We start from the raw sequence: 16,651 nt of genomic DNA, 5'->3' as shown, positions 1-16,651 counted from the left end.
GAACGGGTGGGCACAACGGAACGGTGCCCGTTGCCGGGCCTAGGCTTCCGCGCCCGAACCCGCACCTGTTGCGCGTCACGCTGTCGGTGCGGGTCCAGGCGCAAGGGGCGGAGGCGCCGCCAAGGGCGCCGTCCCGTGTGCCCACCCGTCCCGCCCCAGCGGGACGATTGCCCACACGGGGCGAGGGCCCGGCCAGCAGGCGCGCGGGCCCACAGGGCGGTGCCACGGGGCGGGGAGCGGTCTCATGGGGCGGGCCCACATGGGGGTGCCGCGGGGTGGAGGCGCGGTCTCATGGCGGCGGCCCACACGGCGGTGCCACAGGGCGGGGCGCGGCCGCATGGCGCGGGCCCACACAGGGCGCGGCCGCGTGGTGCAGGGCGGGGGCGGTCCAAGACGGGGTCATCCCGGTGACGTGAGGCGGAAGGCGTCGAGGGCGAGCGTCATCTCGGTGAGGTCGCGGGGGCGGGACAGGGACCGGGAGGTCAGCTGTTCGAGGCGGCGGAGGCGGTTGAAGACCGTGTTGCGGTGGCAGTAGAGACGGCCGGCCGCCCGCCCGGCGGACCCCTCGCAGTCGAGCCACGCGTCGAGCGTCTCCAGGAGGACGGCACGGTCGGCGGGATCGAGTTCGAGGAGGCCGCCGAGGACGTCGGAGACGAGGAGGCCGGCCATCTCGGGCTGGGAGACGACGAGCGCGGCCGCCATCCGGCGGTCGAGGCGGACGATCTCGCGGCTGCCGGGCGGGCAGGTCCGGAGCGCCAGTTCGGCGAGCCGCCGGGCGCGGCCGAGTTCGGTGAGGCCGACGACGACGGGGCTGATGCCGCCGGGTCCGGGGCAGCGGCCGTCGAGGAGTTCGGAGAGGGCGTCGAGGCCGGTGTCCCCGGCGAGCGCCACCACGCCCAGTTCGCAGTCGGCGCCCATGCGCCACAGGAACCGTACGCCTTCGCCCTGGACCTGCCGGTGGAACGGTTCGCGTTCCTCGCGTCGGTCGTAGCGCAGGACGACGACCGCGTACCGTCCTTGTTCCGGCAGGTCGAGGCCCGCGGCGGCGCGTGAGACCAGTTCGGGGGAGCGCTGGCCCTGGAGGAGCGCGTCGAGGAGGGCCTGGAGCTGTTCGTCGGTGCGGCGGCGCAGTTCCAGTTCGGCGGACCGGTACGCCTCGGACGCCGTGTCGGCCTGCGCGTCCACCGCCGACCAGACGGTGGTCGCGGACTGCATCAGGGCGGCCAGCTGGGCCGTGTCGGCGCCCGCGCTCTCGATCAGGGCGTCCCACACGAGGTGCCCGGCGTGCCGGTACGCGTGGACGACGAGCTCCAGCGGCATGCCCTGCGCGGCCCGCCGTCGGCCCATCTCGTCCGCGTGCTCCAGGTCTCGCCGCGGCGAGTCGCGGGGGGCCGAGATCATCTCGATCCCGATCCGCATCGCCTGCTGGGCCTCCTGCCAGTGCTGGTCGTACGGGAGGATCCGCCCGTAGGCGGGCTCGTACGCGTGGAGCTCCCGTAGATGTTCGTCCACCAGCTCCGGCACCCGCTCCAGAAGCGTCGTGCACGCCTGGGCGAGCACCTTCCAGTCGTCGCCGGTCCGCCGTCTGCGCCGTCCCATGCCGGGAGGATCCACCGCTCCGGGCCCCCGCGCACAGCCCTGACGCGCAGCGTTGTGCGCATGCACAGCCCGTCGCCGCGTCGGCTGGTCACCGGCAGCGTTTCGGCCGCGGAACGTGGACGCGCGGTCCGGGGCGGTGCTGGGGTGAGCGCCACTGAACGGCCGAGTAACAAGGGCGGCCGGGGAAAGGGGAACCATGGGAGGTACCGCACCCGCCCTCCAGGTGACGGACCTGACGGCGGGATACGGACCTGTGCACGCGCTGCGGCGGGTATCGCTGACCGTGCCGGCGGGCGCCGTCGTCACGGTCCTGGGAGGCAACGGAGCCGGCAAGTCCACGCTGCTGCGGGCGGTTTCGCGCACGTTGCGCTTCCACGGCGGCGCCGTGGTCTCGGGGTCGGTGAGCCGTGACGGCCGCCCGCTCGACGGGCTGACGCCCGACCGGGTCGTCGCGGCCGGCGTCTCGCAGGTGCCGGAGGGCCGCCAGGTCTTCGCCCGCATGACGGTCGAGGACAACCTGCGTGCGGGCGCGCTCGGCAGGCGTGGCGGCCGCGCCGGGAAGGCGGCGGCGCTGCGGCGTGTGCACGAGTTGTTCCCCGTGCTGGCCGATCGTGCCCGTCAGCAGGCCGGGCTGCTTTCCGGCGGCGAGCAGCAGATGCTCGCCGTCGGCCGCGCGCTCATGGCGGAGCCGGGGCTCCTGCTCCTGGACGAGCCTTCTCTCGGCCTGGCCCCGCTGATGGCGGCCCGGATCGCCGACGCCGTCCGCGAGATCAACGCGCAGGGCACGGCCGTGCTCCTCGTCGAGCAGAACGCGGCGCTGGCCCTGCGGCTCGCCTCTCTCGCGTACGTCCTGGAGGTCGGCGAGGTCACGCTCTCCGGCCCCGCCGCCGAGCTCGCCGCCTCCGACGAGGTCCGCCGCCGCTATCTGGGCGTCGTCGACGAGACCGCCGCCGCGGACGCCGCCGAGGCGCGGGCCGCGCACCCGGTCCTGTCCCGCTGGGAGGAAACCCGATGACACGGAACCCGATACCCGCCGGGGACCCGACACCCGCCGGGGGCTCGACACCCGCCGTTCTGGCAGTCCGGGACGTCACGGTCAGGTTCGCCGGGCTCACGGCTCTCGACGGGGTCGGGTTCACCGTCCGGCCCGGGACCGTCCACGCGCTGATCGGTCCGAACGGGGCAGGGAAGTCGACGTGTTTCAACGTGCTTTCCGGTGTGTACCGGGCCACCGAGGGCTCCGTGCGGTTCGGCCCGCACGAGCTGACCGCGCTGGCGCCGCACCGGATCGCGGACCTCGGGGTCGGGCGGATCTTCCAGAACCTGGCGCTGCCGCCGCGTGCCACGGTCGAGGACAGTCTGATGCTGGGCCGCCACCGGCTCACCCGCACGGGCTTCCTGGCCGCGGGGCTGCGGCTGCCGTCGGCGGCTCGGGAGGAGGCGCGGCACCGGGCCAGGGTCCGGGAGATCGCGGCCTTCGTGGGACTGGAGAAGCAGCTCGCGAGGCCCGCGGGCTCCTTGCCGTACGGGCAGCAGAAACTGGCGGAGCTGGCCCGTGCCCTGTGCATGGAGCCGCAGCTGCTGCTCCTGGACGAGCCGGTCGCGGGCATGACCGCCGACGAGCGGCGCCGTACCGCCTCGGTGATCGCGGGGGTCCGCGACAGCCTCGGCATCTCGGTGCTCCTCGTGGAGCACGACATGGGTCTGGTGATGCGGCTGGCCGACTCCGTCACCGTCCTCGACTTCGGCCGCCGGATCGCCGACGGGGCACCCGCCGACGTGCAGAACGACCCGGCGGTCGTCCGCGCCTATCTCGGAGAGGAGGCCGCCGCGTGAGCACCTTCGCCGAATTCCTGATCAACGGCGTCTCACTGGGCTCGATCTACGCCCTCATCGCCCTCGGGTTCGTGGTGATCTTCCGCGCCACGGAGGTCGTCAACTTCGCCCATGCCTCGCTGCTGCTCGCGGGCGGTTACGTCACCGCCGTGCTGCACGACACGATCGGCTTCTGGCCCGCGCTGGTGGCCGGGATCGCGGGCGCGGCGGTGGTGGGCGCGGCCGTCGAGTTCTTCGTGATGCGGCGGCACCGGGGCGGCGACCACAGCGTCCTGGCGATCGTCACCATCGGCGTCGACATCCTGCTGGCCACCGAGCTGACCCGGCGGATCGGCACCGACATCCTCGCCCTCGGCGATCCGTGGGGGGACGCCGTCGTCACCGTCGGACCGGTCACGATCGCGGAGACCCGGATCGCGGCGCTCCTCGCGGCGGCCCTGCTCATCACGGCGTTCCTGCTCGCCTTCCGGTACACGTCCTGGGGCGTCGCGATGCGGGCCGCGGCCGAGAACCAGGAGACGGCCGCGCTGATGGGCATCCGGCTGGGCCGGGTCTCGCTCGGCGCCTGGGCGGTCGCCGGTGCGCTCGCCGCCGTCGCCGCCCTGTTCCTCACGGTCTTCCCGACCCCCGGCCTGGAGCGGGCCACCTCGCTGGCCGCGCTGAAGGCGTTCCCGGCCGCCATCCTCGGCGGTCTCGACTCCACCACGGGAGCTCTCGTCGGCGGTCTGCTGGTGGGGATCACCGAGTCCCTCGCCACCGGCTACCAGGGCGATCTGGCGTTCCTCGGCCGGGGGATCGGGGACGTCGCCCCGTATCTGGTGATGGTCGTGGTGCTGCTGATCCGCCCGGCCGGACTCTTCGGCACGAAGGAGCTGGCCCGTGTCTGAGACCCTCACCCGTCCCGTCCTGCGCGTCCGTACCCGGGTGTACGGCTGGTCCGCGGCCGGTGTGCTGCTCGCCGCGCTCCCGTTCTACCTGGACCGCTTCTGGCTCCAGGCCGGGCTGTTCGCGATGGCGGCGGCCCTGGGGGCCGTCGGCATCAACCTGCTGACCGGCGCCACCGGCCAGCTCTCCATGGGGCACGCCTTCTTCCTCGCCGTCGGCGCCTACGGCTACTGCGCCTTCGCGGGCGACGGTGCCGACGGGCTGGCCGGTCTCGGTCTGCCCGGCTGGCTCGCCGCCGTCCTCGCGGTCGCCCTCGCGGGTCTGGCCGGCGGGGTGTTCAGCCCCATCGCGGGGCGGCTGCGCGGCGCGTACCTGGGCATCGCGACGCTCGCGCTGATCTTCATCGGGCAGCACGTGCTGTTCAACGCCCACGACGTCACCGGCGGCTACAACGGCCGTGCCGTCCCGCCGCTCTCCCTCTTCGGCCTCACCTTCGACGACACGGAACTCCTCGTCGCCCAGGTGCCGTTCGGCGCCGTCGAGAAGCTCTGGTACCTGGGTCTGGTCCTGCTCCTCGGCGGGGTCCTCTTCGCCCGCGGAGTCCTCGCGGGCCGCCCCGGGCGTGCCATGAACGCGATCAGGGACCACCGGATCGCCGCCGGGGTGATGGGCATCCCCGTGGCCCGCTACCGCGCCGCCGTGTTCGTCCTGTCGTCGATGTACGCGGGTCTGGCGGCGTCCTGCTCGCCCTGGTCTTCCAGCGCACCGTGCCGGAGTACTTCGGCATGGCGCTCTCCCTCGAATACCTGGCCATGATCGTCATCGGCGGCCTCGGCTCGGTCGCCGGAGCGGTGGCCGGAGCCGTCTTCGTCTCGCTCCTGCCGCAGCTCCTCACCCGGTACAGCGACGCGCTGCCGCTGGTCTCCGCCCCCGGGACGGGCGGGATCGCGCCGGGCGAGGCGGCGCGCTACCTGTACGGCGCCGCCGTCGTCGCGGTGGTGCTCTTCCTGCCCGGCGGCCTGGTCCGCCTCGCCGCGCGCAAACCCCCGAACCCCACGCACACCCCCGCTCCACCTTCTTCCACCGAACCCTCAGGGGAGGCACGATGAACCACCGACGACAGGCCGTGCGGGGCCTGGCCGCCGCGCTCGCCGCACTGGTCGCGCTCACCGCCGCCGGATGCAGTTCCAAGGCGAAGACCGGCGACGGCAAGCAGACCGGCGCGGGCGGGGTGAAGACCGGCGAGGGCGTCACCGACAAGACGATCGCCCTCGGCGCGCTCACCGACATGACCGGGGTGTACGCGACCCTCGGCAAGAGCGTCACCCAGGCCCAGCAGCTGTACGTGAAGCAGGTCAACGCCGCCGGCGGGATCTGCGGCCGGCAGCTGGAGCTGACGGTCCGCGACCACGGCTACGACCCGCAGAAGGCGCTCGCCGCCTACACCGAGCTGGAGCCGAAGGTCGTCGGCTACACCCAGTTCATCGGCTCCCCGTTCGTCGCCGCCGTCAAGCCCCGCGTCGACGGCCAGGACAAGGGCCTCGTCCTGCCGCAGGCATGGTCGGCCTCGCTGCTCGGCTCCCCGTACATCCGCGTCCTGGGTGCGACGTACGACGTCGAGACGATCAACGCCGTGGACTTCCTGGTCAAGGAGAAGGGCCTGAAGGCCGGGGACAAGCTCGGCCACGTCTACTTCGAGGGCGACTACGGCGAGAACGCGCTCAAGGGCTCGAAGTACGCGGCGGGGAAGGCGGGCCTGACCGTCGTCGAGCAGAAGATCAAGCCCACCGACAACGACATGTCGGCGCAGGTCGCGGCGTTGAAGCAGGCGGGCGTGAAGGGCGTCGTCATCAGTGCGGGCCCCCGCCAGGCCGCCTCCCTCGTCGGCGTCGCCGCCGCCACCGGCCTGAAGGTGCCGGTCGTCGGCAACAACTCGGCCTTCGCCCCGCAGCTCCTCGGCACCCAGGCCGGGCCCGCCCTGGAGAAGATGTACTGGTTCGCCTCCCCGAGCCTGCCCATCGGCGCGGACACCCCGACCGCGAAGAAGCTGGTCGCCGACTACCAGGCCGCGTACCCGGGCGACGGACTCGACAACGGCATCGTCGCCGGCTGGACGGCCGCGAGCGTCTTCGGCGAGGCCCTGAAGAAGGCGTGCGCGGACAAGGACCTCACGCGCGAGGGCGTCGACAAGGCCCTGCTGACCATGACCGCCCACGACGCCGGCTTCGGCATGACGCACGACCTGGGCGACCCGAAGGCGCCGTCGTCCCGCGAGTCCGTCATCATCCAGCCGGACAAGTCGGTCCCGGGCGGCATGCGCACGGTCCGGCCGCCGTTCGTCTCGGACGCGGCGAAGAGCTACACGCCCTGATCGGCGAACCCGGCCCGCCACGTCGGGCGGGCCGGGGCCCAGCCCAGAGCGCGGGCCCGGGCGTTCACCGCGCCGCGGGCCCAGGGCGCCCGGCCGCCGGTCCGCTCCGGGGCCGGGACACCCAGCGCCTCCGCCAGTACCGGCAGCCAGTCGTGACCGGGGGCGGGTTCGTCGTCCACCACGTTGTACGCGCCCGAGGGCCAGCACAGGGCCCGGAAGGCCGCTTCGGCGGCGTCGTCGACGTGCACGAAGGAGCTCACCGACGCGTCGGCCGCCGTGCCGCCGAGGAACCGGGCCTCCGGGTCCCCGGCCAGCGCGGCGGCCACCGCGCCGTCCGGCGCGTACCAGGTGCCGGGCCCGTAGAGGATCCCGTACCGCAGGACGACGGCCTCCGGCAGTTCGGCCACCGCGGCCTCCAGGGCACGCACCCCGGCGACGATCCGGGACCGGGGCGCCTCCTCCGTCCCGTCGAGGGGTACGGACTCGTCGGCGGGCGCGTCCCCGGGGGCGTAAGCCCAGCTGATCGACTGCGCGACGATCCGGCCGACGCCCGCCGCGCGCGCCGCGTCGACCAGGTTCCGGGTGCCCTCGACGCGTACCCGGTTGTTCGCGGCGCCGTCCGCGGCGCCCAGGTCCGTCAGCTGGTGCACCACCGCGTCGGGCGCGGCCTCGGTCACCGCCCGGCGTACGGCTCCGGCGTCCAGCACGTCCACCGGGCGCGGCCCGCGCCGGGAGATGCCCACGACCTCGTGCCCCGCCGCCTCCAGGAGGGGGACGAGCCGACGGCCCACGGCGCCCGTGGCGCCCGCTACCAGTACGCGCATGCGCCCCAGCGTAAGAGATCTTCACCTGCCGGAAACACGGGAATGTGAAGCTCGGGCCCATGAACCCACGCATCGAGGAGAACCGCGCGCATCCCCGCCTCGCCGACCTGCTCGGCGACTACCACCTGGTCAACCAGGCGGAGAAGGGGACGGCGGTGGCGGCGGTCGCCGAGCTCCCGGCCGTATACCGGGCCGAGGCCGAGGACCCGGCCGGCGCGTTCGCCGCCGACACGGTCCTGCTGGCCACCCCGGCCGGCGCCGACGCCCCGGCCGGCTGCGTCGTCCTCAAGGCACCCCGCGACGGCCGGGCACCCGAGATCAAGCGGCTCTGGGTGACGCCCGGGGCCCGCCGGAAGGGCCTCGCGAGGGCGCTCATGGCCGAGGCCCTGCGCCGGGCCGCCGCGTCCGGAGCGCCCACCGTGCGCCTCACGGTCTGGTCCTGGCGGGAGGAGCCGCTCGCCCTCTACCGCGCCCTCGGCTTCGCGACCGTCGCCCCCTGGGACGACCGGCCGGACCTCCTCTGTCTGGAGAAGCGGCTCGACGCCGTCGAGCGCCTGGCGCCCGAGGCGGTCCGCGCCCACGCCGCCGACGGTCTCGCCGAACTCCTCGTGGACGCCGTGGACGACGGCGCCTCCGTCGGTTTCCCGGCGCCCCTGGATCCCGCGGAGGCGGCCGCCTGGTGGTCCCGCGTCGCCGACGAGGCCGCCGAGGGCGTCCGGGACGTCTGGGTGGCCCACGGCCCCGACGGGCGCCCGTCGGGCGTCGTCACCCTCGTCCGGACCGCCACGGCCAACGGCCGGCACCGCGGCGAGATCGCCCGGCTCCTCGTCCACCGCTCCGCACGGGGCCGGGGTCTCGGGCGGCGGCTGCTCGCCGCGGCCGAGGCCCACGCCGCCGCCACCGGTCTCACCCTGCTCGTCCTGGACACCCGGACCGACAGCCCCGCCGAGCGCCTCTACCGCGCCGCCGGCTGGACGGCGGCCGGCACGATCCCGGACTTCGCCACCGACCCGGCGGGCGTCCTGCGCCCCACCACGCTCTACTACAAGCGCCTCGGCTAGCCCGCCGGGCACACGCAAGGGGCCCCGGGAGGCGAATCGCCTCCCGGGGCCCTTGTCGTACGGCTTCGTCCGCTACGGCAGCTGTGCCGCCCGCGCCTCCCGGCTCTCACGCCGGTTGCCGCGGAAGGTGTTCACCCGGCGGGCCGTCGCGAAGAGGGGGATCACGGCGCCCAGCACGACCTGGAGCGCGCAGCCGGTCTGGAGCAGGAACGCCCCGCCCGGAGCGTCGAACGCCCAGGCCGCCAGCATGGCCATCGCGCCGACGATCCAGCTGAGCATCGCGACCGCGAGGATGCCCCGCGGCTTCGGGTACTCGACCCGGCTCACCATCAGCCAGGCCACCCCGATGATCGCGAGCAGCGTCGGGATGAACGGCAGCTCCAGCAGCACGATCGAGACCACCGTCAGCGCGCCGAAGGGGCTCGGCATGCCCTGGAACATGCCGTCCTTCATCGTCACGCAGGAGAATCTCGCGAGCCTGAGCACCACCGCGAGCAGCACCACGATCGCGGCCACGGCCGAGACCTTCTGCTGCGCGTCGTCCGCGACCATGCCGTACACGAGTACGAAGTAGGCCGGGGCCAGACCGAAGCTGATCAGGTCCGACAGGTTGTCGAGCTCGGCGCCCATCGGCGAGCTGCGGAGCTTGCGCGCCACGATGCCGTCGAAGAGGTCGAAGATCGCCGCGCACAGCATCAGTATCACCGCGGTGGCGGCGCTGTTGCGCGCCATACCGGTCTCGGTGCTTCCGGTGAGGTGCGGGATCAGGATGCCCGTGGTGGTGAAGTACACCGCCATGAAGCCACACGTGGCGTTACCGAGCGTGAGGGCGTCCGCTATGGACAGCCTCAGCGACAGCGGCATCTCCTCGGCCTCTTCGGCCGCCTCCGCCTCGGCTTCGGCGACCCAGTCGGCGGCCCGTGTGTCGGGATCAATCACGGTCAATGCGAGTCACCCCCGCGGTCGTGGCCTGTCCGACCTCGACGGCGACCTCGACACCCTCGGGGAGGTAGATGTCGACCCGCGAGCCGAAGCGGATCAGACCGATCCGGTCACCCTGCTCGACCTTCGTGCCCTGCGGGATGTAGGGGACGATGCGCCGTGCGACGGCACCCGCGATCTGGACCATCTCGATGTCACCGAGCTCGGTGTCGAAGTGCCAGACAACGCGCTCGTTGTTCTCGCTCTCCTTGTTGAACGCCGGGACGAACCCGCCGGGGATGTGCTCCACGGACGTCACGGTGCCGGCCAGCGGCGCGCGGTTGACGTGCACGTTCAGGGGGCTCATGAAGATGGCGACCCGGGTGCGTCCGTCCTTCCACGGCATGATGCTCTGCACCACACCGTCGGCGGGGGAGATGACCCGGCCCTGAGCGATCTCGCGCTCGGGGTCGCGGAAGAACCACAGCATGCCGGCCGCGAGAGCGGTGGTCGGCACGGCGATGGCCGCGGCACGCTTCGACTTGCGCGCGCGCACGAGACTGAGCGCCGCGGTGGCGACGGTCGGCAGGAGCCACGGCGATGCTCCGCGCGCGAGGCGTACGCCGGCAAGGCTGTCGCGGTGTGCAGAGGTTTGGCTGTGGGGCATGGATGACCTTCGTAGCGGATGATGCCGCGCTGGCAACGGGGGGACGGCGGCTTTCCGGCGATGCTATCGGTTGCGGGGCGCAACTGGGCAAGCCAGGAACCGAGTCGACGGCCGGAAGACGAACACAGGGTGTGATCTTCTTCGCGGCCGAACCGACTCAAAAGCCACAATCAACCCTGGAATCGGTACTCCTCGAGCAGCCGACGACCAATGATCATTTTCTGGATCTCGGCGGTACCTTCACCGATGAGCAGCATCGGCGCCTCCCTGTAGAGACGCTCGATCTCGTACTCCTTCGAGAACCCGTAACCACCGTGAATGCGGAAGGCATCCTCGACGACCTCCTTGCAGTATTCGGAGGCGAGGTACTTCGCCATCCCTGCTTCGAGGTCGTTTCGTTCCCCGGAGTCCTTTTTGCGTGCTGCATTCACCATCATGGCATGAGCGGCCTCGACCTTGGTAGCCATCTCGGCGAGCTTGAACTGAATCGCCTGGTGCTGGGCGATCTGCTTGCCGAAAGTGTGACGTTGCTGGGCATACGAGACACCCAGTTCGAAAGCACGCTGAGCGACGCCGCAGCCACGGGCCGCCACGTTCACGCGGCCGACCTCCACGCCGTCCATCATTTGGTAAAACCCTCGGCCGGTGACCCCGCCGAGCACCCGATTGGCCGGAATGCGCAGTCCGTCCATGATGAGTTCGGTCGTGTCGACGCCCTTGTAACCCATCTTGTCGATCTTCCCCGGGATGGTGAGGCCGGGGCGGACCTCTCCGAAGCCGGACTCCTTCTCGACGAGGAAGGTCGTCATCGACTTGTGGGGGGCGGTGCCCTCCGGGTGTCCTTCGTCACTCCGGACGAGAACGGCCACCAGCGTGGACGTCCCGCCGTTGGTCAGCCACATCTTCTGGCCGTTGAGGACGTACTCGTCGCCGTCCTTCACCGCCTTGGACGTGATGGCCGAGACGTCCGAGCCGAGGCCCGGCTCCGACATCGAGAACGCGCCGCGCGTCTCGCCGGCCGCCATCCGCGGAAGGAAGTAGTCCTTCTGCTCCTGGGTGCCGTGCTGCTTGAGCATGTACGCCACGATGAAGTGCGTGTTGATGATGCCGGAGACCGACATCCAGCCACGGGCGATCTCCTCCACGCACAGCGCGTAGGTGAGGAGCGACTCGCCCAGACCCCCGTACTCCTCGGGGATCATCAGACCGAAGAGGCCGAGCTCCTTGAGCCCGTCGACGATCTGCTGGGGGTACTCGTCGCGGTGCTCCAGCTCGGTGGCGACCGGGATGATCTCCTTGTCGACGAAGTCCCGGACGGTCTTGAGGATCTCCTGCTGGACGTCCGTGAGCCCGGCGGTCTGGGCGAGTCGGGCCATGGCTACTTCTCCGTCTTCTTGGCGGGCTCGATGAGCTCGGGGCGGCCGGGCTGCTCGCCGCCGCGCTCCTTGATGTACGTCTCGGTGGGGACCATCACCTTGCGGCGGAAGACGCACACGAGGGTGCCGTCCTGCTTGTAGCCCTTGGTCTCCACGTAGACGATGCCGCGGTCGTTCTTCGACCTCGACGGGGTCTTGTCGAGGACCGTGGTCTCGCCGTAGATCGTGTCGCCGTGGAAGGTCGGCGCCACGTGCCGCAGCGACTCGATCTCCAGGTTGGCGATGGCCTTGCCGGAGACGTCCGGCACGGACATGCCGAGCAGCAGCGAGTAGATGTAGTTGCCGACGACGACGTTCCTGCCGAAGTCCGTCGTGTTCTCGGCGTAATTCACATCCATGTGCAGCGGATGGTGGTTCATCGTCAGCAGACAGAAGAGGTGGTCGTCGTACTCGGTGACCGTCTTTCCGGGCCAGTGCTTGTAGACGGCACCGACTTCGAACTCTTCGTAGGTACGGCCGAACTGCATGGCTCTCAGACCTCCGGGATGTCGAACTTGGTGGTGCGCTGCATACCGGCGGCGCGGCCCTTGCCGGAGATGACCAGGGCCATCTTGCGGGAAGCCTCGTCGATCATCTCGTCGCCGAGCATCGCGGAGCCCTTCTTCCCGCCGGCCTCGGACGTGTAGTAGTCGTACGCGTCGAGGATCAGCTCGGCGTGGTCGTAGTCCTCCTGCGACGGCGAGAAGATCTCGTTCGCGGCGGCGACCTGGTCCGGGTGGAGCACCCACTTGCCGTCGAAGCCCAGGGCGGCGGCGCGCCGGGCCACGGCCTTGTAGCCCTCCTGGTTGCGGATCTGCAGGTAGGGGCCGTCGATCGCCTGGAGGTTGTTGGCGCGGGCGGCCATCAGGATGCTCATCAGGATGTGGTGGTAGGCGTCCGCCGGGTAACCGGGCGGCTGCTCCCCGACGACCAGCGACTTCATGTTGATGGAGGCCATGAAGTCGGCCGGGCCGAAGATGATCGTCTCGACGCGCTGGGACGCCTGCGCGATCGCGTTGACGTTGGTGAGGCCCTGGGCGTTCTCGATCTGCGCCTCGATGCCGATCTTGCCGACCTCGAAGCCCATGGTCTTCTCGATCTGGGTCAGCAGGAGGTCGAGCGCCACGATCTGCTGGGCGTCCTGGACCTTCGGCAGCATGATGCAGTCGAGGTTCTGGCCGGCGCCCTCGACGACGGTGACGACGTCGCGGTACGTCCAGTGGGTCGTCCAGTCGTTGACGCGGACCACGCGGGTCTTGCCGGTCCAGTCGCCCTCGTTCAGGAACTTCACGATGGTGTGGCGGGCGTCCGGCTTGGCCAGCGGGGCGCAGGCGTCCTCCAGGTCGAGGAAGACCTGGTCGGCGGCGAGGCCCTGGGCCTTCTCCAGGAAGCGCGGGTTGGAGCCGGGGACCGCCAGGCAGGAGCGGCGGGGGCGGAGCCGGTTCACAGGGCTGGTCATGCGGGGACCTCCGTGCTTTCAAAAGGGCTGAGCTTGTGAGCTGTGCGGATCTCGTCGACGATACGTCCGATGATCTCCGTGATACCGAAGTCCTTCGGTGTGAAGACGGCGGCGACACCCGCGCGCTTCAGTTCTGCGGCGTCGGCGTTCGGGATGATCCCGCCGACGATGACGGGGATGTCGGTGGCGCCCGCGTCGCGGAGGCGGTCCAGGACGTCGGGGACCAGCTCCGAGTGGGAGCCGGAGAGGATCGACAGTCCCACGCAGTGCACGTCCTCGGCGAGGGCCGCGTCGACGATCTGCTCGGGGGTCAGCCGGATGCCCTGGTAGACCACCTCGAAACCGGCGTCACGCGCGCGTACGGCGATCTGCTCGGCGCCGTTGGAGTGGCCGTCCAGGCCGGGCTTCCCGACGAGCAGCCGCAGCCGCCCGGAGTTCAGCTCCTCGGCGGTCCGCGCCACCTTCTCCCGTACGAGGGCGAGCGGCGTGCCCGACTCGGCGGTCACCGCGACGGGGGCGGAGGAGACACCGGTGGGCGCCCGGAACTCTCCGAACACCTCGCGCAGCGCCCCGGTCCACTCGCCGGTCGTGACACCGGCGCGCGCGCACTCCAGGGTGGCCTCCATGAGGTTCCCGGTGCCCTGGGCGGCCTCCTTGAGGCGTTCGAGGGCCTTGCAGGGGCGCGGGTGGTTGAACGGCGGCTGGTAGCGGTTGTCCCGCCACGTCTTCAGCGAGCCGACCACCCGGGCCTCGACCGCCGGGTCGACCGTCATGATCGCGGTGTCCAGGTCGGCCGTGAGGGGGTTCTCCTCGGTCGTCCGGAAGATGTTGACGCCGACGATCTTGTCGTCGCCGGCCTCGATCCGGGCGCGCCGCTCGGCGTGCGAGGAGACCAGCTGCGACTTGAGGTAGCCGGACTCGACGGCCGCCATCGCGCCGCCCATCTCCTCGATCCGCCCGATCTCCGCCATGCACTCCTCGACGAGCGAGTCGACCTTGGCCTCGATGACGTGCGAGCCGGCGAAGATGTCCTCGTACTCCAGGAGGTCGGACTCGTGGGCGAGCACCTGCTGGATACGGAGCGACCACTGCTGGTCCCAGGGCCGGGGGAGGCCGAGGGCCTCGTTCCAGGCGGGGAGCTGGACGGCCCGGGCGCGGGCGTCCTTGGAGAGGGTGACGGCCAGCATCTCCAGGACGATCCGCTGGACGTTGTTCTCCGGCTGGGCCTCGGTGAGACCCAGCGAGTTGACCTGCACGCCGTAGCGGAACCGGCGCTGCTTGGGGTCCTCGATGCCGTACCGCTCGCGGGTGATGCGGTCCCAGATGCGGCCGAAGGCGCGCATCTTGCACATCTCCTCGACGAAGCGGACGCCCGCGTTCACGAAGAACGAGATGCGGGCGACGACATCGCCCTTGCGGTCCTCGGGGATCTGGCCGGACGCGAACACCGAGTCGAGCACGGCGATCGCGGTGGACATGGCGTACGAGATCTCCTGGACCGGCGTGGCCCCGGCCTCCTGCAGGTGGTAACTGCAGATGTTGATCGGGTTCCACTTCGGGATGTTGTTGACCGTGTAGCAGATCATGTCCGTCGTCAGCCGGAGCGACGGGCCGGGCGGGAAGACGTGCGTCCCGCGCGACAGGTACTCCTTGACGATGTCGTTCTGGGTGGTGCCCTGGAGCTTGGTGATGTCCGCACCCTGCTCCTCGGCGGCCACCTGATAGAGCGCCAGCAGCCACATCGCCGTGGCGTTGATCGTCATCGAGGTGTTCATCTGCTCCAGGGGGATGTCCTGGAACAGCCGGCGCATGTCACCGAGGTGCGAGACGGGGACCCCGACCCGGCCGACCTCGCCGCGGGCGAGGATGTGGTCGGGGTCGTAGCCGGTCTGCGTCGGCAGGTCGAAGGCGACCGAGAGGCCGGTCTGACCCTTGGCGAGGTTGCGTCGGTACAGCTCGTTGGACGCCTCGGCGGTGGAGTGACCGGCGTACGTCCGCATGAGCCACGGCCGGTCCTTCTGGCGCTCAGTCATCTATGGTCCCGGGCTCAGATGTTGCGGAAGCGGTTGATGGCGTCGATGTGCTGGGCGCGCATCTCGGGGTCGCGCACGCCCAGGCCCTCCTGCGGGGCGAGGGCCAGCACGCCGACCTTGCCCTGGTGGAGGTTGCGGTGGACGTCGTAGGCGGCCTGGCCGGTCTCCTCCAGGGAGTAGACCTTGGAGAGCGTCGGGTGGATCTTGCCCTTCGCGATCAGGCGGTTGGCCTCCCACGCCTCGCGGTAATTGGCGAAGTGCGAGCCGATGATCCGCTTGAGGGACATCCACAGGTAGCGGTTGTCGTACTCGTGGTTGTAGCCCGAGGTGGAGGCGCAGGTGACGATCGTGCCGCCCTTGCGGGTGACGTACACCGAGGCGCCGAAGGTCTCGCGGCCCGGGTGCTCGAAGACGATGTCCACGTCCTCGCCGCCGGTGAGCTCACGGATCTTCGAGCCGAACCGCTTCCACTCGCGCGGGTCCTGCTCGTGCTCGTTCTTCCAGAACTTGTAGCCCTCGGCGTTGCGGTCGATGACCGCGTCCGCGCCCATGGCCCGGCAGATGTCGGCCTTCTCCGGGGAGGAGACGACACAGATCGGGTTGGCGCCGCCGGCGAGGGCGAACTGGGTGGCGTACGAGCCGAGGCCGCCGCTCGCGCCCCAGATGAGGACGTTGTCGCCCTGCTTCATGCCGGCGCCGTTGCGGGAGACCAGCTGGCGGTAGGCGGTGGAGTTCACCAGGCCGGGGGCGGCGGCCTCCTCCCAGCTGAGGTGGTCCGGCTTCGGCATCAGCTGGTTCGACTTGACCAGGGCGATCTCCGCCAGGCCGCCGAAGTTGGTCTCGAAGCCCCAGATGCGCTGCTCGGGGTCGAGCATCGTGTCGTTGTGGCCGTCCGAGGACTCCAGCTCGACCGAGAGGCAGTGCGCGACGACCTCGTCGCCGGGCCGCCAGGCGTTGACGCCCGGGCCCGTGCGCAGCACGACGCCGGCCAGGTCGGAGCCGATGATGTGGTACGGCAGGTCGTGGCGCTTGGTGAGGTCGGAGAGGCGTCCGTACCGCTCCAGGAAGCCGAAGGTCGAGACCGGCTCGAAGATCGAGGTCCAGACCGAGTTGTAGTTGACCGAGCTCGCCATGACGGCGACCAGGGCCTCGCCCGGGCCGAGCTCGGGCAGGGGCACCTCGTCGAGGTGCAGCGACTTGCGCGGGTCCTTGTCGCGGCTGGCGAGCCCGGCGAACATCTCCGTCTCGTCCTTGTGGATGGTGACGGCCCGGTACGACTCGGGGAGCTTGATGTTCGCGAAGTCGGCGGACGTGGAGTCCGGCGACTGGATCGCGTCCAGGATTTCCTTCACGGGTTGCCTCCGGCGGTGAGCGTCCTGAGGGAGGGACGCCTGAGGGTTACGGCGGTGGGTGCTGCTGTGGAGGTGTGCCGTCGGTTCGGCTCGGTGGTGCGGTGGCGGCGCTGTGTGGTGGAGCGCGGGGTGCCTGTGACGCAGGCGTCCGGGCGCACGAGCCGGGGGTCCCCCCTGCTCGAAGAGCGTGGGGGAGGCTTGTGGGGACAGCCGGTGCGCGAGGTGTGT

Annotated in this window: 14 protein-coding genes and 1 pseudogene; 6 read left to right on the top strand and 9 right to left on the bottom strand. The window is 71.2% G+C overall.

Annotation, left to right across the window (positions count from 1 at the left end; all coding sequences use genetic code 11):
- Positions 1-399: 399 nt before the first annotated feature.
- Positions 400-1,599, bottom strand: a complete 1,200-nt coding sequence (locus tag ACFVZH_RS06810; RefSeq protein WP_384893970.1) for a PucR family transcriptional regulator — start codon at positions 1,597-1,599, stop codon at positions 400-402.
- A 196-nt stretch (positions 1,600-1,795) separates the two neighbouring features.
- On the opposite strand from ACFVZH_RS06810, the gene ACFVZH_RS06805 reads away from it, so the two are divergent.
- The 5 genes and pseudogenes from ACFVZH_RS06805 (at position 1,796) to ACFVZH_RS06785 (ending at position 6,691) form a co-directional block, all read left to right on the top strand.
- Positions 1,796-2,614, top strand: coding sequence for an ABC transporter ATP-binding protein (locus tag ACFVZH_RS06805; RefSeq protein ID WP_384893968.1), 819 nt, complete (start codon positions 1,796-1,798; stop codon positions 2,612-2,614).
- A complete protein-coding gene (locus ACFVZH_RS06800; protein ID WP_384893966.1) occupies positions 2,611-3,435 on the top strand; it encodes an ABC transporter ATP-binding protein in 825 nt (274 codons plus the stop codon). Before ACFVZH_RS06805 ends, ACFVZH_RS06800 begins: the two co-directional genes overlap by 4 nt.
- Positions 3,432-4,322 carry a branched-chain amino acid ABC transporter permease gene (locus ACFVZH_RS06795; protein ID WP_384893965.1) on the top strand — a complete coding sequence of 297 codons (891 nt, stop codon included), beginning with the start codon at positions 3,432-3,434 and terminating at the stop codon, positions 4,320-4,322. The genes ACFVZH_RS06800 and ACFVZH_RS06795 overlap by 4 nt, the downstream gene beginning before the upstream one ends.
- Positions 4,323-4,446: 124 nt before the next feature.
- Positions 4,447-5,429: pseudogene (locus tag ACFVZH_RS06790) on the top strand (branched-chain amino acid ABC transporter permease).
- Positions 5,426-6,691, top strand: coding sequence for an ABC transporter substrate-binding protein (locus ACFVZH_RS06785; protein ID WP_384893963.1), 1,266 nt, complete (start codon positions 5,426-5,428; stop codon positions 6,689-6,691). The pseudogene ACFVZH_RS06790 and the gene ACFVZH_RS06785 overlap by 4 nt, the downstream one beginning before the upstream one ends.
- Here the strand turns inward: ACFVZH_RS06785 and ACFVZH_RS06780 are convergent.
- Positions 6,679-7,515, bottom strand: coding sequence for an NAD-dependent epimerase/dehydratase family protein (locus ACFVZH_RS06780; RefSeq protein WP_384893961.1), 837 nt, complete (start codon positions 7,513-7,515; stop codon positions 6,679-6,681). The genes ACFVZH_RS06785 and ACFVZH_RS06780 overlap by 13 nt on opposite strands.
- 59 nt (positions 7,516-7,574) lie before the next feature.
- On the opposite strand from ACFVZH_RS06780, the gene ACFVZH_RS06775 reads away from it, so the two are divergent.
- Positions 7,575-8,576, top strand: a complete 1,002-nt coding sequence (locus tag ACFVZH_RS06775) for a GNAT family N-acetyltransferase (RefSeq protein WP_384893959.1) — start codon at positions 7,575-7,577, stop codon at positions 8,574-8,576.
- Positions 8,577-8,648: 72 nt separating this feature from the next.
- Here ACFVZH_RS06775 and pssA read toward each other — a convergent pair whose 3' ends face one another.
- The 7 genes from pssA to ccrA all read right to left on the bottom strand — a co-directional run bounded on the left by pssA (position 8,649) and on the right by ccrA (position 16,423).
- Positions 8,649-9,515, bottom strand: a complete 867-nt coding sequence (gene pssA / locus ACFVZH_RS06770; protein ID WP_384894283.1) for a CDP-diacylglycerol--serine O-phosphatidyltransferase — start codon at positions 9,513-9,515, stop codon at positions 8,649-8,651.
- Positions 9,508-10,164, bottom strand: a complete 657-nt coding sequence (locus ACFVZH_RS06765; RefSeq protein ID WP_384893957.1) for a phosphatidylserine decarboxylase — start codon at positions 10,162-10,164, stop codon at positions 9,508-9,510. The genes pssA and ACFVZH_RS06765 overlap by 8 nt, the downstream gene beginning before the upstream one ends.
- A 170-nt stretch (positions 10,165-10,334) precedes the next feature.
- Positions 10,335-11,540 (bottom strand): acyl-CoA dehydrogenase family protein, encoded by a 1,206-nt coding sequence (locus ACFVZH_RS06760; RefSeq protein WP_384893955.1) that lies wholly within the window; start codon positions 11,538-11,540, stop codon positions 10,335-10,337.
- A 2-nt stretch (positions 11,541-11,542) separates the two neighbouring features.
- The gene (locus tag ACFVZH_RS06755) at positions 11,543-12,067 is read right to left on the bottom strand and encodes a MaoC family dehydratase (protein WP_384893953.1); all 525 of its coding nucleotides are present in this window, start codon (positions 12,065-12,067) and stop codon (positions 11,543-11,545) included.
- A gap of 5 nt (positions 12,068-12,072) precedes the next feature.
- Positions 12,073-13,038, bottom strand: a complete 966-nt coding sequence (locus ACFVZH_RS06750; protein ID WP_384893951.1) for an HpcH/HpaI aldolase/citrate lyase family protein — start codon at positions 13,036-13,038, stop codon at positions 12,073-12,075.
- A complete protein-coding gene (locus tag ACFVZH_RS06745) occupies positions 13,035-15,071 on the bottom strand; it encodes a protein meaA (RefSeq protein WP_384893949.1) in 2,037 nt (678 codons plus the stop codon). The genes ACFVZH_RS06750 and ACFVZH_RS06745 overlap by 4 nt, the downstream gene beginning before the upstream one ends.
- 14 nt (positions 15,072-15,085) lie before the next feature.
- Positions 15,086-16,423, bottom strand: coding sequence for a crotonyl-CoA carboxylase/reductase (gene ccrA / locus ACFVZH_RS06740; RefSeq protein ID WP_384893947.1), 1,338 nt, complete (start codon positions 16,421-16,423; stop codon positions 15,086-15,088).
- Positions 16,424-16,651: the final 228 nt, after the last annotated feature.

It is taken from the genome of Streptomyces sp. NPDC059534, from assembly GCF_042743475.1.
Lineage (GTDB): Bacteria > Actinomycetota > Actinomycetes > Streptomycetales > Streptomycetaceae > Streptomyces.
Note: the sequence above shows the minus strand (reverse complement) of the source record. Positions and strands in the feature narration are given on the sequence as shown.